The sequence below is a fragment of the Psychroflexus montanilacus genome (assembly GCF_020164535.1).
Taxonomy (GTDB): Bacteria; Bacteroidota; Bacteroidia; order Flavobacteriales; family Flavobacteriaceae; genus Psychroflexus; species Psychroflexus montanilacus.
The window spans coordinates 1,179,193-1,195,082 of sequence record NZ_JAIQZC010000001.1; the positions used below are offsets into that span (position 1 = coordinate 1,179,193).

Annotated in this window: 28 protein-coding genes; 1 reads left to right on the forward strand and 27 read right to left on the reverse strand. The window is 36.4% G+C overall.

Features of this window, described 5'->3' with window-relative positions; translation table 11 throughout:
- Window positions 1-2: 2 nt before the first annotated feature.
- The 27 genes from ykgO to rpsL form a co-directional block, all read right to left on the reverse strand.
- Window positions 3-119: a type B 50S ribosomal protein L36 gene (gene ykgO, locus LB454_RS14120; RefSeq protein WP_015361145.1), complete on the reverse strand. Its 117-nt coding sequence runs from the start codon at window positions 117-119 to the stop codon at window positions 3-5.
- Between the two features lie 5 nt (window positions 120-124).
- On the reverse strand, window positions 125-340 hold the full coding sequence (infA, locus tag LB454_RS05545; RefSeq protein ID WP_093364570.1) for a translation initiation factor IF-1: 216 nt from the start codon (window positions 338-340) through the stop codon (window positions 125-127).
- Between the two features lie 2 nt (window positions 341-342).
- A complete protein-coding gene (gene secY, locus LB454_RS05550; RefSeq protein ID WP_224463624.1) occupies window positions 343-1,683 on the reverse strand; it encodes a preprotein translocase subunit SecY in 1,341 nt (446 codons plus the stop codon).
- 11 nt (window positions 1,684-1,694) lie between these two features.
- Complete coding sequence (gene rplO / locus LB454_RS05555; RefSeq protein ID WP_224463625.1) at window positions 1,695-2,147, reverse strand: 50S ribosomal protein L15; 453 nt, start codon at window positions 2,145-2,147, stop codon at window positions 1,695-1,697.
- A gap of 4 nt (window positions 2,148-2,151) precedes the next feature.
- Complete coding sequence (gene rpmD, locus LB454_RS05560; protein WP_224463626.1) at window positions 2,152-2,334, reverse strand: 50S ribosomal protein L30; 183 nt, start codon at window positions 2,332-2,334, stop codon at window positions 2,152-2,154.
- A gap of 10 nt (window positions 2,335-2,344) precedes the next feature.
- Window positions 2,345-2,869, reverse strand: a complete 525-nt coding sequence (gene rpsE, locus LB454_RS05565) for a 30S ribosomal protein S5 (protein WP_093364561.1) — start codon at window positions 2,867-2,869, stop codon at window positions 2,345-2,347.
- Window positions 2,870-2,872: 3 nt separating this feature from the next.
- On the reverse strand, window positions 2,873-3,229 hold the full coding sequence (gene rplR / locus LB454_RS05570; RefSeq protein WP_224463627.1) for a 50S ribosomal protein L18: 357 nt from the start codon (window positions 3,227-3,229) through the stop codon (window positions 2,873-2,875).
- A gap of 2 nt (window positions 3,230-3,231) precedes the next feature.
- Window positions 3,232-3,774, reverse strand: a complete 543-nt coding sequence (gene rplF / locus LB454_RS05575; protein ID WP_224463628.1) for a 50S ribosomal protein L6 — start codon at window positions 3,772-3,774, stop codon at window positions 3,232-3,234.
- Between the two features lie 18 nt (window positions 3,775-3,792).
- Window positions 3,793-4,191 (reverse strand): 30S ribosomal protein S8, encoded by a 399-nt coding sequence (gene rpsH / locus LB454_RS05580; RefSeq protein ID WP_224463629.1) that lies wholly within the window; start codon window positions 4,189-4,191, stop codon window positions 3,793-3,795.
- A 21-nt stretch (window positions 4,192-4,212) separates the two neighbouring features.
- Window positions 4,213-4,482: a 30S ribosomal protein S14 gene (rpsN, locus tag LB454_RS05585; protein WP_224463630.1), complete on the reverse strand. Its 270-nt coding sequence runs from the start codon at window positions 4,480-4,482 to the stop codon at window positions 4,213-4,215.
- A gap of 2 nt (window positions 4,483-4,484) precedes the next feature.
- The gene (gene rplE / locus LB454_RS05590) at window positions 4,485-5,036 is read right to left on the reverse strand and encodes a 50S ribosomal protein L5 (protein WP_224463631.1); all 552 of its coding nucleotides are present in this window, start codon (window positions 5,034-5,036) and stop codon (window positions 4,485-4,487) included.
- 2 nt (window positions 5,037-5,038) lie between these two features.
- Window positions 5,039-5,350 carry a 50S ribosomal protein L24 gene (gene rplX, locus LB454_RS05595; RefSeq protein WP_224463632.1) on the reverse strand — a complete coding sequence of 104 codons (312 nt, stop codon included), beginning with the start codon at window positions 5,348-5,350 and terminating at the stop codon, window positions 5,039-5,041.
- A 10-nt stretch (window positions 5,351-5,360) separates the two neighbouring features.
- The gene (gene rplN, locus LB454_RS05600; protein WP_019039498.1) at window positions 5,361-5,729 is read right to left on the reverse strand and encodes a 50S ribosomal protein L14; all 369 of its coding nucleotides are present in this window, start codon (window positions 5,727-5,729) and stop codon (window positions 5,361-5,363) included.
- Window positions 5,730-5,731: 2 nt separating this feature from the next.
- Window positions 5,732-5,989, reverse strand: a complete 258-nt coding sequence (gene rpsQ, locus LB454_RS05605) for a 30S ribosomal protein S17 (RefSeq protein WP_019039497.1) — start codon at window positions 5,987-5,989, stop codon at window positions 5,732-5,734.
- 11 nt (window positions 5,990-6,000) lie between these two features.
- The gene (gene rpmC, locus LB454_RS05610) at window positions 6,001-6,192 is read right to left on the reverse strand and encodes a 50S ribosomal protein L29 (RefSeq protein WP_224463633.1); all 192 of its coding nucleotides are present in this window, start codon (window positions 6,190-6,192) and stop codon (window positions 6,001-6,003) included.
- A 6-nt stretch (window positions 6,193-6,198) separates the two neighbouring features.
- On the reverse strand, window positions 6,199-6,618 hold the full coding sequence (gene rplP, locus LB454_RS05615; RefSeq protein WP_224453483.1) for a 50S ribosomal protein L16: 420 nt from the start codon (window positions 6,616-6,618) through the stop codon (window positions 6,199-6,201).
- A gap of 22 nt (window positions 6,619-6,640) precedes the next feature.
- On the reverse strand, window positions 6,641-7,351 hold the full coding sequence (gene rpsC / locus LB454_RS05620; protein WP_224453482.1) for a 30S ribosomal protein S3: 711 nt from the start codon (window positions 7,349-7,351) through the stop codon (window positions 6,641-6,643).
- A gap of 7 nt (window positions 7,352-7,358) precedes the next feature.
- A complete protein-coding gene (rplV, locus tag LB454_RS05625; protein WP_224463634.1) occupies window positions 7,359-7,766 on the reverse strand; it encodes a 50S ribosomal protein L22 in 408 nt (135 codons plus the stop codon).
- A 7-nt stretch (window positions 7,767-7,773) separates the two neighbouring features.
- The gene (rpsS, locus tag LB454_RS05630) at window positions 7,774-8,052 is read right to left on the reverse strand and encodes a 30S ribosomal protein S19 (RefSeq protein WP_224459853.1); all 279 of its coding nucleotides are present in this window, start codon (window positions 8,050-8,052) and stop codon (window positions 7,774-7,776) included.
- 3 nt (window positions 8,053-8,055) lie between these two features.
- The gene (rplB, locus tag LB454_RS05635) at window positions 8,056-8,883 is read right to left on the reverse strand and encodes a 50S ribosomal protein L2 (RefSeq protein ID WP_224463635.1); all 828 of its coding nucleotides are present in this window, start codon (window positions 8,881-8,883) and stop codon (window positions 8,056-8,058) included.
- A 9-nt stretch (window positions 8,884-8,892) separates the two neighbouring features.
- Window positions 8,893-9,183 carry a 50S ribosomal protein L23 gene (gene rplW / locus LB454_RS05640; protein ID WP_093364523.1) on the reverse strand — a complete coding sequence of 97 codons (291 nt, stop codon included), beginning with the start codon at window positions 9,181-9,183 and terminating at the stop codon, window positions 8,893-8,895.
- A gap of 5 nt (window positions 9,184-9,188) precedes the next feature.
- On the reverse strand, window positions 9,189-9,818 hold the full coding sequence (gene rplD, locus LB454_RS05645) for a 50S ribosomal protein L4 (RefSeq protein WP_224463636.1): 630 nt from the start codon (window positions 9,816-9,818) through the stop codon (window positions 9,189-9,191).
- A complete protein-coding gene (gene rplC / locus LB454_RS05650) occupies window positions 9,818-10,432 on the reverse strand; it encodes a 50S ribosomal protein L3 (protein WP_224463637.1) in 615 nt (204 codons plus the stop codon). Before rplC ends, rplD begins: the two co-directional genes overlap by 1 nt.
- Before the next feature lie 164 nt (window positions 10,433-10,596).
- Complete coding sequence (gene rpsJ, locus LB454_RS05655) at window positions 10,597-10,902, reverse strand: 30S ribosomal protein S10 (protein ID WP_019039487.1); 306 nt, start codon at window positions 10,900-10,902, stop codon at window positions 10,597-10,599.
- Between the two features lie 12 nt (window positions 10,903-10,914).
- A complete protein-coding gene (fusA, locus tag LB454_RS05660) occupies window positions 10,915-13,023 on the reverse strand; it encodes an elongation factor G (protein WP_224463638.1) in 2,109 nt (702 codons plus the stop codon).
- Between the two features lie 3 nt (window positions 13,024-13,026).
- A complete protein-coding gene (gene rpsG / locus LB454_RS05665) occupies window positions 13,027-13,503 on the reverse strand; it encodes a 30S ribosomal protein S7 (protein ID WP_224463639.1) in 477 nt (158 codons plus the stop codon).
- A 19-nt stretch (window positions 13,504-13,522) separates the two neighbouring features.
- Window positions 13,523-13,897 carry a 30S ribosomal protein S12 gene (gene rpsL / locus LB454_RS05670; protein WP_019039484.1) on the reverse strand — a complete coding sequence of 125 codons (375 nt, stop codon included), beginning with the start codon at window positions 13,895-13,897 and terminating at the stop codon, window positions 13,523-13,525.
- A 231-nt stretch (window positions 13,898-14,128) separates the two neighbouring features.
- Between rpsL and LB454_RS05675 the strand changes: the two genes are divergently transcribed.
- Window positions 14,129-15,781: a ShlB/FhaC/HecB family hemolysin secretion/activation protein gene (locus tag LB454_RS05675; protein ID WP_224463640.1), complete on the forward strand. Its 1,653-nt coding sequence runs from the start codon at window positions 14,129-14,131 to the stop codon at window positions 15,779-15,781.
- Window positions 15,782-15,890: the final 109 nt, after the last annotated feature.

Consider the following 15,890-nt stretch of genomic DNA (forward strand, 5'->3'; position numbering starts at 1 on the left):
AATTATCCTTGTCTTTGTTTAAATTTAGGATTCTTCTTGTTGATGACATAAAGACGTCCTTTTCTACGAACGATCTTACAATCAGCACTTCTCTTTTTTATTGATGCTCTTACTTTCATAGTATTTAATATCTATAGGTTATACGAGCCTTAGATAAATCGTAAGGACTCATTTCTAATTTTACTTTATCACCTGGTAGAAGTTTGATATAGTGCATTCTCATTTTACCAGATATGTGAGCTGTAACTATATGCTCATTTTCAAGTTCCACACGAAACATTGCATTAGACAATGCTTCAATAATAGTTCCATCTTGTTCTATCGAGGGTTGTTTTGCCATAATTATGCGACTGCTTTTCTATTTTTACCAGATTTCATTAATCCATCGTAATGCCTATTCAATAGATACGAATTTACTTGTTGAATGGTGTCTATTGCAACACCTACCATAATTAGTAATGAAGTTCCTCCAAAGAATAATGCCCATCCTTGCTGTACATTTAGTAAGGATACTACTACGGCGGGAAATACAGCTATCAAAGCTAAGAATACTGAACCAGGCAAAGTGATTTGCGACATGATTCTATCTAAGTATTCAGATGTTTCAGCACCAGGTCTTATCCCAGGAATAAATCCACCGCTTCGCTTTAAATCATCAGCCATCTTATTTGTTGGTACAGTGATCGCTGTATAGAAATAAGTAAAAACAATGATTAAAATCCCGAAGACCAGGTTATACCAAAAACCAAACATATCTTGGAATGCAGCAGTAATGCCCTGAGCCATTTCCGTATCAGATAATCCTGCGACAGCTGCTGGTATAAACATAATGGCCTGAGCAAATATGATTGGCATCACACCAGATGCGTTTAAACGCAACGGAATAAATTGTCTAGCACCACCTACAGAGGCTTTTTCAAATTTGCCCGAGGCGTTTTTTCTAGCATATTGAACTGGTATCTGTCGAACTGCTCTCACCAACATTACTGAGGCAAGAATTATAACAAACCAGATAACTAATTCAATTAAGATCAATATAAGACCTCCGTTAGATTCTGTTACCCTAGAGATAAATTCTTGGATAAACGCCTGTGGAAGTGTAGCAATGATACCTACCATGATCAAAAGGGATATCCCATTACCAATTCCCTTGTCTGTAATCTTCTCACCAAGCCACATTGCGAAAATACAACCAGTAGTCAGAATGATTACTGATGAAGCCACAAATGTGAACGTGCTATCCATTAAGAATGCAGATGATGGTAAAATATTATAAAGATTGATAATATAACCAGGACCTTGTACCAAAGTAATAGCAATGGTTAACCACCTTGTAATCTGAGTAATTTTTTTCCTACCACTATCCCCTTCTTTCTGAAGTTTCTGAAGATATGGAATGGCGATTGTCATTAACTGGACAACAATAGAAGCTGAGATATATGGCATTATCCCTAATGCAAAAACAGATGCATTAGAAAATGCACCACCTGTAAAAGCGTTGAGTAAACCAAGAATTCCACCATCGGTTTGTGAAGATAAGCTTGCCAATTGAGCAGCATCAATCCCAGGTAAAACGATTTGTGCACCAAAACGATAGACCAATAATAAACCTAAAGTGAGAAGAATTCTATTTTTCAATTCTTCTATTTTCCAAATATTCTTTAATGTTTCAAAAAACTTCATAGGGTGATTAGTTAAATAGTGATCGCTTCTCCACCAGCTGCCTCAATAGCAGATTTTGCTGAAGCAGAAAATTTGTGTGCAGAAACTTTCAATTTTGCTTTCAATTCACCTCTACCTAAAACTTTTAGAGGTAGGTTTTTGTTGACTTGATCCATAGCATGTAACATACTAAAATCTACAGCATCTGAAATAGATTTATTGTCTACCAATTCTTGTAATCGATCAAGATTAATCGTTTGGTATTCAACTCTATTAGGATTTGTAAATCCGAATTTAGGAACACGTCTTTGCAAAGGCATCTGACCACCTTCAAAACCTATCTTTCTAGAATAACCAGAACGTGATTTTGCACCTTTATGTCCTCTACCAGCTGTTCCACCATTTCCAGTCGCTTCACCTCTACCGAGTCTTTTGCTTGTGGTCTTAACAGAACCTTTGGCAGGTTTTAAATTGTGTAATTCCATAGTATTAGTTTATTTCTTGTACAGAAACTAAATGTTTAACTTTATTAATCATACCCATCACAGAATCTGAAACTTCAAATTCATTAGACTGGCCGATTTTTCTCAAACCCATTGCTTCTAAAGTAAGCTTCTGGTTTTTTGGACGCTTAATTGCGCTCTTGGTTTTTGTAACTTTAATTTTAGCCATAATTAGGGTCTTAACCATTAAATAATTTCTCGAGGGTAATTCCTCTTTGTCTAGCAATCTGCTCAGCTCCTCTCAATTTTAAAAGCGCATCAAAAGTAGCTTTTACCATGTTGTGAGGATTGGAAGAACCTTGGTTTTTTGAGAGTACATCATGTACACCAACAGCTTCCAAAACCATACGAGTAGGTCCACCAGCGATAACTCCAGTACCTTCTGAAGCAGGCAATAAGAAAACTCTGGCTCCACCATACTTACCTAACTGCTCGTGTGGCAATGTAGATTTGTATAAAGGAATTCTTACCAAGTTTTTCTTAGCATCTTCTACGGCTTTTGAAATGGCATCAGCAACTTCTTTAGACTTACCTAAGCCTTGTCCTACAACACCATTTTCATCACCTACAACAACAATAGCAGAAAATCCAAATGCTCTACCACCCTTTGTAACTTTAGTCACACGTTGAACTCCAACTAGACGATCTTTAAGATCTAGTCCACCTGGCTTTACTGTTTCAACATTTTTATAATCTTGATACATAATTTAAAATTTTAAGCCTCCTTTACGAGCACCTTCGGCTAATGATTTTACTCTTCCGTGATATAAATAACCACCTCTGTCAAAAGATATTGAATCTATATTTTTATCCAATGCTTTTTTAGCAATGGCTTCACCAACAACAATCGAAGCCTCAGACTTCGTTTTGTCAGCAACATCAATATCTTTATCTCTTGAAGATGCTGAAGCTAACGTAACTCCATTAACATCGTCAATCAATTGCGCATAGATTTCATTATTACTTCTAAACACTGAAAGCCTTGGCTTAACTGGTGTTCCAGTAATTGTCTTTCTTACACGCTTGCGTATTTTAAGTCTTCTTTTTTCTTTAGAAAATCCCATAATTAAGCTGATTTACCTGCTTTTCTTCTTATATATTCACCTACGTATCTGATACCTTTTCCTTTGTAAGGCTCAGGTCGTCTAAATGAACGAATCTTAGCAGCTACTTGTGATACAAGTTGTTTGTCAAATGACGATAATTTTATAATTGGATTCTTACCTTTTTCTGAAATTGTTTCCAATTTTACTTCGGGCGCCAAATCTATAACAATGTTGTGAGAAAAACCAACAGCTATATCTAATTTTTGTCCTTGATTGGATGCTCTGTAACCAACACCTACAAGTTCCAACTCTTTAGTAAAGCCTTCAGTAACTCCTTCAATCATGTTGTATACAAGCGATCTGTATAAACCATGTTTAGCTTTATGCGTTTTCTTATCAGAAGGTCTTTCAAAATGGATTTCATTATCCTCAATTTTGATTGTAATCTCACTGAAAGTTTGTTTCAACTCTCCAAGTTTACCCTTAACTGTAATAGTATCATCTGTTAAATCAACTGTAACGCCTTCTGGAATACTAACTGGACTGTAACCTATTCTTGACATAATTTTTGTCTTTTTATATTAGTATACGTAACAAAGGATTTCACCTCCAACATGTTCTCTCTGAGCTTGCTTTCCCGTCATAACTCCTTTAGAAGTTGAAACGATAGAAATTCCAAGTCCGTTAAGAACTCTAGGAATGTCTTCAGAACCGGAATACTTTCTCAAACCAGGCTTACTTACTCTCTGTAATTTTTTGATAACAGGATCGTTTGTAAACTTGTCATATTTTAAAGCTATTTTGATAATACCTTGTGTATCATCATCAATAAACTTGTAGCTTAAGATATATCCTTGATCGAACAAAATTTTTGTGATCTCCTTTTTTAGGTTAGAAGCCGGTATTTCAACAACTCTATGAGAAGCTAAAACTGCGTTCCTAACTCTAGTTAAATAATCTGCAACTGGATCAATATTCATTTTATTGCATTTTTAAATTAATTACCAACTTGCTTTTTTAACCCCTGGGATAAGACCTTGATTGGCCATCTCTCTAAAAGTAACTCTAGAAAGACCAAACTGTCTCATGTATCCTTTTGGTCTACCTGTAAGCTTACATCGGTTATGCATTCTCACTGGAGAAGCATTTTTAGGTAGTTTTTGTAAAGCCTCATAATCTCCAGCTTCTTTCAAAGCTTTCCTTTTTTCAGCATATTTCTCAACCGTTTTCTGGCGTTTCACCTCACGGGCTTTCATTGATTCCTTTGCCATAATTATTTCTTTTTAAATGGTAATCCCAATTCTGTCAATAATGATTTTGCTTCCTGATCAGTCTCAGCTGTCGTCACAAAACTAATATCCATCCCTGCGATTCTATTTACTTTATCAATGTTTATTTCAGGAAAAATAATTTGTTCAGTAATACCTAAGTTATAGTTTCCTCTACCATCAAATCCATCTGGATTAATACCATTGAAATCTCTAACACGTGGCAATGCTGAAGTAATTAATCTATCCAAAAATTCATACATTCTATAACCACGAAGGGTTACTTTAACACCAATTGGCATTCCCTTTCTTAATTTGAAAGAGGCAACATCCTTCTTAGATATAGTCTGAACAGCTTTCTGACCAGTAATTGTAGAAAATTCTTCAATAGAGTGATCTATTAATTTTTTATCTGCAATCGCTGCACCAACACCTCTACTCAAAACAATTTTTTTGAGTCTTGGCACCTCCATAGTATTTGAATAACTAAACTCTTCACGAAGAGCTGGAAGTATTTTGCTGTTATATTCTTCTTTTAATCTTGGTACGTAACTCATAATTAAATCACTTCATTTGTTTTCTTAGCAACTCTTACTTTTTTGCCATCTTCTATTTTGGTTCCCAATCTTGTCGTATTACCATCTTTTGTGATAAGGGAAAGGTTAGAAACATGAATAGGAGCTTCTTTTTTAGTAATTCCACCTTGTGGATTTGTTGCAGAGGGCTTTTGATGTTTGGAAATCATATTGACTTCCTCAACAATGGCCTTATCTTTTTTTACAAGTATATCTAATACTTTGCCTTCTTTTCCTTTATGATCACCAGCAATTACTCTTACTTGATCACCTTTTTTAATTCTACTTCTTTTCATGATGATAGATTTAAAGCACCTCAGGTGCAAGTGAAACAATTTTCATAAACTGATTTTCACGAAGTTCTTTGGCAACTGGACCAAATACACGTGTACCTCTCATTTCTCCTGTTGGATTCAATAAAACACAAGCGTTGTCATCGAAGCGAATGTAAGATCCATCTGGACGTCTTACTTCTTTACTTGTTCTCACAACTACAGCTGTAGAAACAGCACCTTTTTTTATGTTTCCATTTGGAGTAGCTTCTTTAACGCTGACTACAACTTTATCGCCAACCGAAGCATATCTTCTATTCGTACCCCCTAGGACACGAATAACTAAAACTGATTTAGCACCAGTATTGTCTGCTACTCTTAATCTTGATTCTTGTTGTACCATAGTTATTTAGCTCTTTCAATTATATCAACCAATCTCCAGCGTTTTGTCTTGCTTAGAGGTCTAGTTTCCATAATTCTTACTGTATCACCGTCATTGCAGTCATTCTTTTCATCATGCGCAACGTATTTTTTCGTTTTTAAAACGAACTTACCATACATTGGATGCTTTATTTTCTTGACTTCAGAAACGACAATGGATTTATCCATTTTGTTGCTTGTCACAACACCGATACGTTCTTTTCTTAAATTTCTTTTTTCCATTGTAAGTAGAATTAATCTAATTCTCTTTTGTTGATTTCGGTAGCGATTCTCGCTATTGATCTTCTGACTTTTTTAATCTCAGAAGGATTTTCTAAAGGAGAAAGTACATGAGTCATTTTCAGATCAGCCAATTTGGTCTGATGGTTTGTCAATTCTTCGTGCAATTCTTCTACCGAAAGCTCTTTTACTTCAGATTGTCTCATCTTTATTTATTCTTGATAATCTCTAGCGACTATAAATTTTGTTTTAACAGGTAATTTCTGTGCGGCTAATCTCAAAGCTTCTTTTGCGACAGCTTGAGGAACACCACCGATTTCAAATAAAATACGACCTGGCTGTACAACAGCTGCCCAATATTCTACTGAACCTTTACCTTTACCCATACGGACTTCAAGAGGCTTTTTGGTAATAGGCTTGTCTGGAAATATTTTAATCCAGATAGAACCTTCCCTTTTCATGTAACGCGTTGCTGCGATACGTGCAGCCTCAATTTGTCTTGCAGTAACAAAAGAAGAATCTAAAGATTTGATTCCAAAAGTTCCATTTGAAAGCCTGTGACCTCTTTGAGAGACCCCTTTCATACGTCCCTTTTGCTGCTTACGAAATTTTGTTCTTTTAGGCTGTAACATTTCTTATCTTAATCTTTAATGATTATTTTCTACGACGTGCTTTAGGTCGTCTCGCTTTTCCTTTAGTCTCATTTTTAGCTAGGCCAACCAATGGAGATAACTCTCGTTTTCCATAGACTTCACCTTTCATGATCCATACTTTGATACCCAATCTACCATAAGTAGTATGAGATTCTACCAAAGCATAATCAATATCAGCTCTAAAAGTAGACAAAGGAATTCGTCCTTCTTTATAAGTTTCAACACGAGCCATTTCAGCTCCGTTTAAACGTCCAGATACTTGAATCTTAATCCCCTCTGCATTCATTCTCATAGCTGCTGCAATTGCCATTTTTGTAGCTCTTCTGTAAGAAATCCTGTTTTCTACTTGTCTGGCCACACTGGTAGCGACAAGATGGGCATCCAATTCGGGTCTTTTGATTTCAAAAATGTTGACCTGAACTTCCTTATCCGTAATTTTTTTAAGCTCTTCTTTCAACTTGTCTACCTCTTGGCCGCCTTTCCCGATAATGATACCAGGTCTAGCAGTAGTGATAGTAACGGTTACAAGTTTAAGCGTACGCTCAATAATTACGCGCGAAACACTAGCTTTAGTTAAACGTGCATGGATATACTTTCTAATCTTGTAGTCTTCTGCAAGATTATCACCGTAATCGTTGCCTCCGTACCAGTTGGATTCCCATCCTTTAATGATACCGAGTCTGTTACCGATTGGATTTGTTTTTTGTCCCATAGTCTATCTAGCTTTCAGTGTTATTTTTTTCTCCTAGTATAAGAGTGACATGATTTGAACGTTTACGAATTCTGTGAGCACGACCTTGTGGTGCTGGACGAAGACGTTTTAACATACTGCCACTATCAACTTTTATCTCTTGTATAAAAACTCCAGCTTGCTCAAGATCTGCATCTTCGTTTTTGGACTGCCAGTTAGCGATAGCAGAAAGAAGTAATTTCTCCAATCTACCAGAGGCCACCTTAGTACTAAACTTTAATATCTGCAAAGCATGACCAACATCCTTACCTCTCACCAAATCAGCTACAAGTCTCATTTTACGTGGAGATGTTGGACAGTTGTTCAACTTTGCAATTGCAAGTTGACTTTTCTGTTCCTTGAGCATTTCTGCTCTATTTCTTTTTCTTACTCCCATTGTTCAATTATTTTTTTCCTTTATTCTTGGAACCTTGATGACCTCTGAAAGTACGAGTTGGAGAAAACTCTCCAAGTTTGTGTCCCACCATATTTTCTGTTACAAAAACTGGTACGAATTGTCTTCCATTGTGTACACCGAAAGTCTGACCAACGAAATCAGGAGTAATGGTGGATGCTCTAGACCATGTTTTGATAACAGACTTCTTGCCTGAATCTAAGTTTTGAGCAACTTTTTTATCTAATTTATAATGGACAAAAGGTCCTTTCTTTAATGAACGTGCCATATCTTATTTCTTTTTACGCTCTATGATGTGCTTATTACTAGACTTAGTCTTAGAACGTGTTTTAAATCCTTTAGCAGGAATACCGTTTCTTGATCTTGGATGACCACCTGAAGATTTACCTTCACCACCACCCATTGGGTGATCGACTGGGTTCATCACTACTGGTCTAGTTCTTGGCCTTCTACCTAACCATCTGCTTCTACCAGCCTTACCTGATATAGTAAGCTGATGATCTGAGTTTGAAACCGCGCCTACTGTAGCAATACAAGATGCCAATACCATTCTTGTCTCACCAGAAGGAAGCTTGATAGTCACATACTTACCTTCTTTGGCCATCAATTGAGCAAATGTTCCAGCACTTCTTGCCATTACAGCTCCTTGTTCTGGTCTTAATTCGACACAAGATATGATAGTTCCAAATGGAATTTGTGATAATGGCATTGCATTACCAATTTCCGTTGGAACTTGTGAAGATCCAGAAACTATTTTCTGACCTACTTTAATTCCGCTTGGCGCGATAATATATCTCTTCTCTCCATCCTCATATTGTAACAAGGCGATGAATGCAGTTCTATTAGGATCGTATTCTACAGTCATGACTTCAGCCTGGATATCTTTCTTATCTCTTTTGAAGTCGATGATTCTGTAACGCTTCTTATGACCACCACCTATATAGCGCATGGTCATTTTTCCCTGATTATTTCGTCCACCTGAACGTTTACGAGAGGCAAGCAAAGATTTCTCTGGCTTACTTGCAGTAATGGCATCAAAGCCATTAGCTACTTTAAATCTCTGTCCTGGTGTATTTGGTTTTAATTTTTTAACCGACATGTTTTAAGCTTATAGATTACTATACAAATCAATTGTTTCTCCTTCAGCTACTTTAATTATAGCTTTCTTGTACGCAGAAGTTTGTCCAGTAACCATACCTGTTTTTGTATAACGAGATTTGATTTTAGGAATAACGTTTAATGTACGTACTTTCTCTACCGTAACGCCATAAGCTGACTCAACAGCCTCCTTAATTTGGATTTTGTTGGCATTACGATCTACGACAAATGAAAAAGCATTTCTTAATTCGCTTTCATTTGTTGCTTTCTCTGTAATAATTGGTTTTACCAAAATGCTCATAGCTACTATTTGTTGAGATTATTTTGTAATTCTTCTAATCTGCTTTCAGTAATTAATAAAACGTTGCTATTTAAAATATTGTAAGTGTTTAATTCTGAGACATTTACAACTTTAGCAGATTTCAAATTACGGGACGACAAATATACGTTTTTATTCGACTCATCCAAGACAAGTAAAGATTTTTTATCTCTAATGTTCAGATTATCAAGAACATTAATAAATTCTTTAGTCTTTGGAGTTTCGAAGCCAAAATCTTCAACAATCATCAATTGATTATTCTTGAATTTTTGAGACAAAACGGTCTTTCTAGCCAATCTCTTCAACTTTTTATTCAACTTGAAGTGGTAATCTCTTGGTCTAGGACCAAAAACTCTACCTCCACCTTTGAAAATTGGAGATTTGATACTACCAGCACGAGCTGTACCAGTACCTTTTTGTTTCTTTATCTTTCTTGTACTACCAACAATCTCAGCTCTTTCTTTAGCCTTGTGAGTTCCCTGACGCTTATTAGCTAAGTGCTGCTTTACATCAAGGTACACAACGTGATCGTTTGCCTCCAATCCAAAAACAGATTCAGAAAGTTCTACCTCTCTACCTGTTTCTTTTCCTTTTATATCTAAAACTGATACTTTCATTACTTCTGAATAGTTACATAAGTGTTGTTATGTCCTGGAACACATCCCTTGATCACGATCAAGTTCTTTTCCGGTACAACTTTCAACACTCTTAGATTTTGAACTTTTACTTTTTCACTTCCCATTTGTCCACCCATTTTCATTCCTTTGAAAATACGAGCTGGATATGAGGCAGCACCAACAGAACCAGGAGCTCTCAACATACTTTGCTGTCCGTGAGTTCTCTCAGAACCTGCAAAGCCGTGGCGTTTTACAACACCCTGGAATCCCTTTCCTTTAGATGTAGCACTTACGTCTACAAATTCATTTTCTTTAAATAAGTCCACAGTGATGTGATCACCTAACTTATACTCTTCTTTAAATCCTTGGAATTCCATGACTTTACGCTTGACAGAAGTGCCAGCTTTCTTAAAGTGACCTAGGTCTGCTTTAGTGGCATTTTTGTCTGATTTGTCATCGAAACCAAGTTGAAGCGCTTCATACCCGTCAACCTCGTTGGTTCTGACTTGGGTAACTACACATGGACCAGCTTCTATAACAGTACACGGAATATTTTTTCCGTTCTCGTCGAAGAGACTAGTCATGCCGATTTTTTTTCCTATTAACCCAGACATAATTAATTTTTGATTATTACTATTTATTTAAAAAAAATTCAGGACAAAAAATACGTCGTCCTGAATGTATTTTTCTTCCGTTTTTCCCTCGTCAAACGCTCGGGACATGTCTATTCTCAACCCGTGAGAATAATATTGAGATTCCCGTTTTCACGGGAATCTACTTATACTTTAATCTCTACTTCTACACCGCTAGGCAACTCAAGCTTCATCAAAGCATCAATTGTTTTTGATGAAGAGCTATAGATATCCAACAATCTCTTGAAAGAATCTAATTGAAACTGCTCTCTAGCTTTCTTATTAACGTGAGGAGATCTCAATACCGTAAAGATTTTACGCTTAGTTGGTAATGGAATTGGTCCAGTAACCACAGCACCTGTTGTCTTCACCGTCTTTACAATCTTCTCAGCAGACTTGTCTACCAAATTGTAGTCGTATGATTTTAGTTTAATTCTTATCTTTTGACTCATAATAAGCTCTAATTATTCGTTTAAACCTTTAGCACTCTTGATTACTTTCTCAGAAATACTTGCAGGTGTTTCTTCAAATCTTAAAAATTCCATTGTTGATGTTGCTCTACCAGAAGATAAAGTTCTAAGCGTAGTCACATAACCAAACATTTCTGAAAGCGGCACATCAGCTTTGATGATTTTTGCACCAGATCTGTCTGACATGTTGTTCACCTGACCTCTTCTTCTGTTCAAGTCACCAACGATATCCCCCATATTTTCTTCTGGAGTTACCACTTCTACTTTCATGATTGGCTCAAGTACAATTGCACCAGCACTTTTAGCAGCAGATTTGAAACCTAATTTTGCAGCAAGTTCGAAAGACAACTGATCGGAATCCACAGGGTGGAAAGATCCATCCTTAAGAGTCACTTTCAATGTATCCATTCTAAATCCTGCTAAAGGTCCATTTTTCATAGCTTCCGTAAAACCTTTCTCTACAGAAGGAACAAATTCTTTTGGAATTCTACCTCCTTTGATCTGGTCAACAAACTGCAATCCTGGTCCTTCAAAATCATCATCTACAGGCCCCATTTCAAAAACAATATCAGCAAATTTACCACGACCACCAGATTGTTTCTTATAAACCTCTCTATGATCTGCAGTTTTAGTAACAGCCTCTTTGTACTCTACTTGTGGCTCACCTTCGTTCACTTCCACTTTGAATTCACGCTTTAAACGATCTACCAAAATTTCAATGTGAAGCTCACCCATACCAGAAATGATGGTCTGACCAGAGACTTCATCCGTCTTCACCTGGAAGGTTGGATCTTCTTCAGCTAGCTTACCAAGTGCAACACCAAGTTTTTCAACATCAGCTTTTGTCTTTGGCTCAACAGCTATACCAATAACTGGCTCAGGAAAGGACATAGACTCCAAAACAATTGGGTGATCTAAATCTGTAAGTGTGTCTCCAGTTTTAATATCTTTAAATCCTACAGCAGCACCAATATCTCCAGCCTCGATAAAATCGATAGGCTCTTGCTTGTTGGAGTGCATTTGATACATTCTTGAAATACGTTCTTTCTTACCAGAACGGTTATTCAACACGTAAGAACCAGCCTCTAATCTACCTGAGTATGATCTAAAGAATGCTAAACGACCTACGAAAGGATCTGTAGCAATTTTAAAGGCTAAGGCAGAAAACGGAGAGTCAACGTGAGGCTTTCTAGTCTCAACAGCACCAGTTTCAGGATTTTCACCTTCAATAGCTTCAACATCTACCGGAGAAGGCAAATATCTCATTACAGCATCAAGCATAGCTTGAACACCTTTATTTTTGAATGCAGAACCACACATCATTGGTATGATAGACATATCAATAGTCGCTGCTCTTAAAGCGGCGATGATTTCGTCTTCAGTGATAGAATCTTCATCTTCGAAGAATTTTTCCATCAACTGTTCATCATATTCAGCTACTGCTTCAACTAATTCTGTTCTGTATTTTGTAACATCCGCTTCAAGTTCAGCCGGGATATCGATTTCTTCATAAGTCATTCCGAAATCTTCTTCATTCCAGATGATAGCTTTCTTAGAAATCAAATCCACAACTCCTTTAAAGTCGATCTCATCTCCAATCGGAACCTGAAGAGGTACTGGATTTCCACCCAACATTTCTCTTACCTGATTGCATACATTGAAGAAATTAGCTCCTTGTCTGTCCATTTTGTTAACGAATCCAAGACGTGGAACTTTATATTTATCAGCTTGTCTCCAAACTGTTTCAGATTGTGGCTCAACACCATCAACAGCACTAAACAAAGCAACAACACCATCCAAAACTCTCAACGAACGCTCCACTTCAACAGTGAAATCAACGTGACCTGGAGTATCAATTATGTTCACAATGTATTCATGATCTCTGTAAGGCCATGTACAGTGTGTTGCAGCAGAAGTAATAGTAATACCTCTTTCTTGCTCTTGCTCCATCCAGTCCATAGTAGCAGCGCCATCATGGACTTCTCCTATTTTGTGACTTATACCAGTATAATAAAGAATACGCTCAGTAGTTGTTGTTTTACCAGCATCAATGTGAGCAGCAATCCCAATATTTCTAGTAAATTTTAAATCTCTTTGTGCCATTATTTAGAATCTAAAATGTGAAAATGCTTTGTTGGCTTCAGCCATCTTATGCGTATCTAATCTTTTCTTAACCGCTGCACCTTCTTCTTTTGCAGCTGCCATAACTTCGCCAGCCAATTTAGCTGCCATAGTTTTTTCGTTTCTCTTTCTTGAGTAGCTTATCAACCATTTCATAGCGATTGATATTTTTCTATCTGGTCTAATTTGAGAAGGAATCTGAAATGTTGCTCCACCTACTCGTCTACTTCTTACTTCGACGTGTGGCATTACATTAGATAATCCTTCTTTCCAAATCTCTAGAGCAGATTTTTCTTCGTCCTGCTTTTTCTCTTCTATGATATCCATCGCATCATAAAAGATTTTAAAAGCAATTGATTTTTTTCCGTCCCACATCATCATATTAACGAATCGTGTTACTAACTGATCATTGAATTTTGGATCTGGAAGTATGGGACGTTTTTTGGCCTGTCTTTTTCTCATGTCTAAACTTTAACTCTGATTATTTTTTAGGTCTTTTTGCACCATACTTGGATCTACGTTGTAGACGACCCTCTACTCCTGCTGTATCTAAAGCACCACGAACAATATGATACCTTACACCAGGTAAATCTTTTACTCTCCCGCCTCTAACTAATACTATCGAGTGCTCCTGTAGATTGTGTCCTTCACCTGGAATGTATGCGTTTACCTCCTTACCATTAGTTAACCTTACACGAGCAACTTTACGCATTGCTGAGTTTGGTTTTTTTGGTGTAGTTGTGTAAACTCGCGTACATACTCCACGTCTTTGAGGACAAGAATCTAAAGCCGCCGATTTGCTCTTCTTAGTCATCTTGCGTCTTCCTTTTCTTACTAACTGTGAAATTGTTGGCATAGTTTTACTTAAATTGTTTTAAAAAATCTCTTATTTTTAAGGTTTGCAAATGTAGATATATAATTTTAAAAAACAAATATTAATAGATTAATTTTCAGCAGGTAAGAGATATTGAAAAAGCCTACACTTGTAAAGACAAGTCATTATTTAGAAACTCCCTGGTAATATTGAGACTTCAAATCCGTTTTTAGAGGTTGTGATACTTGATTCTTTACGAAGCCCGTTTAATTTATGCGCCAAAACATTTATTTATTTCTAATTCTTTTAGGAGGTATCCATTTGATGTGCTCACAGGAGGTAACACTTCAAGTCATTTCAAAAAAAGACTCCACTTATTCTTCTCAGCTGCAATTCAACTCCTTTGATGAAGCCGAAAGAAGCTTGAAATCCAAACTAGACAGCCTTAGAGAAATAGGTTATCCCTTTTTAGCAGAAAAAAAAAGTATAACCAACAAAACCCTTAAAGCAGAAATTGATTTAAATCAAAAAATAGATTCCTTATATATATATGTAGATGAAAATGACGCTCACCTACTACCCAAGACTCTAACTACTAAAAACAATAAAATAGGCCTAAGCTATCCTGAAGTAGAGGATTTGCTGAATTTTATAGTACTTAAGATGAAAGCGGAAGGTTCTTCGTTTGGAAAAACATCACTCTCTAATATTAAAATAATTAGCACTACTTCACTTGAAGCTGATCTTGTAGTAGAATCAGGGCAAAAAAGAACGATTGACAAAATTAATATAAGAGGCTACCCGTCACTGTCCAAAACTTACCTGGCCAGGTATTCCAACCTAAAAACCGGCAAACTTTTTATCGAGTCTGAACTACAGAGAAAAACAGAACAACTGAATAACATCCCATTTATAGAAGTAAAAAAACCCACAGAGGTACTGTTCAAAAAAGACTCAACTGAACTATTTGTATACCTGGAAAAAGTTAATTCCAATAGTTTTGACGGATTTCTAGGTTTTGGCAATACCGAAGAGGAGGGTTTTCAGCTTAACGGTTATTTAAATATGGTTTTGCTCAATAACCTCAATTTTGGAGAACGCCTAGGGGTAGTGTACAAAAATGATGGCATTGGTCAGCAAACTTTTGAAGGCAACATCAACCTTCCCTTCGTTTTCAAATCTCCAGTTAGCCTGGAAGGTGGACTACGACTATTTAGAAGAGATTCCTCTTTTTCCAATAGCTCTCAGGATCTGAATCTTAGCTATCAGTTAAACGAAAAATTCAGTGCTCAAGCCGGAATTGAGTTCACCAACTCCACTAGCCTGGAACCTGAAGACTTCTCGCCAGATTCAAATATTGTCAACTTCAAGTCTACATTTTACGGGTTAGGATTCAGTTACCTAAAATTAAATTCAAGACAAGGTTTTAATGAAGATACGTTTGTGAATTTAAAGGTTTCCATTGGAGAAAGGCAAGGCACGCTAAATTCTGACCAGTATAAATTAACACTTAGAGGTCAACATCAAATCGATCTTAACCTTAGAAATAGAATTTATATTAATCTTAACAGTCAGATCTTAATATCGGATAGTTTTCTTAACAACGAGTTATTTCGATTTGGGGGAGTGAATTCAATAAGAGGATTTGCTGAAAATTCGCTTATCGCAAATCGATTTGCAGTACTTCAAACAGAATATAGGTACCTGCTAGATGCTAATTTATTTGCGAATACGGTAATTGATTTAGGAAATTACGAAAATAAATTAGACAGATTTAACGAAAATATCTTAGGATATGGAATAGGATTAGGCTTAAGGTCTAAAGCTGGAATTTTTAAATTAGTCCTTGCCAATGCTATATCCGAGAGCCAGGAGACTACCTTTTCGAACTCAAAAATCCACATTAGCTTCACCTCTTTTTTCTAATCTATATTATCTAGATGTTAACTTTTAACATTCTAAATATTAAAATAATGCCAATTTAAGTTGTGGGATTAACTTTATTTTTTGATTTTTGGCATTGGCTAATTCAAAT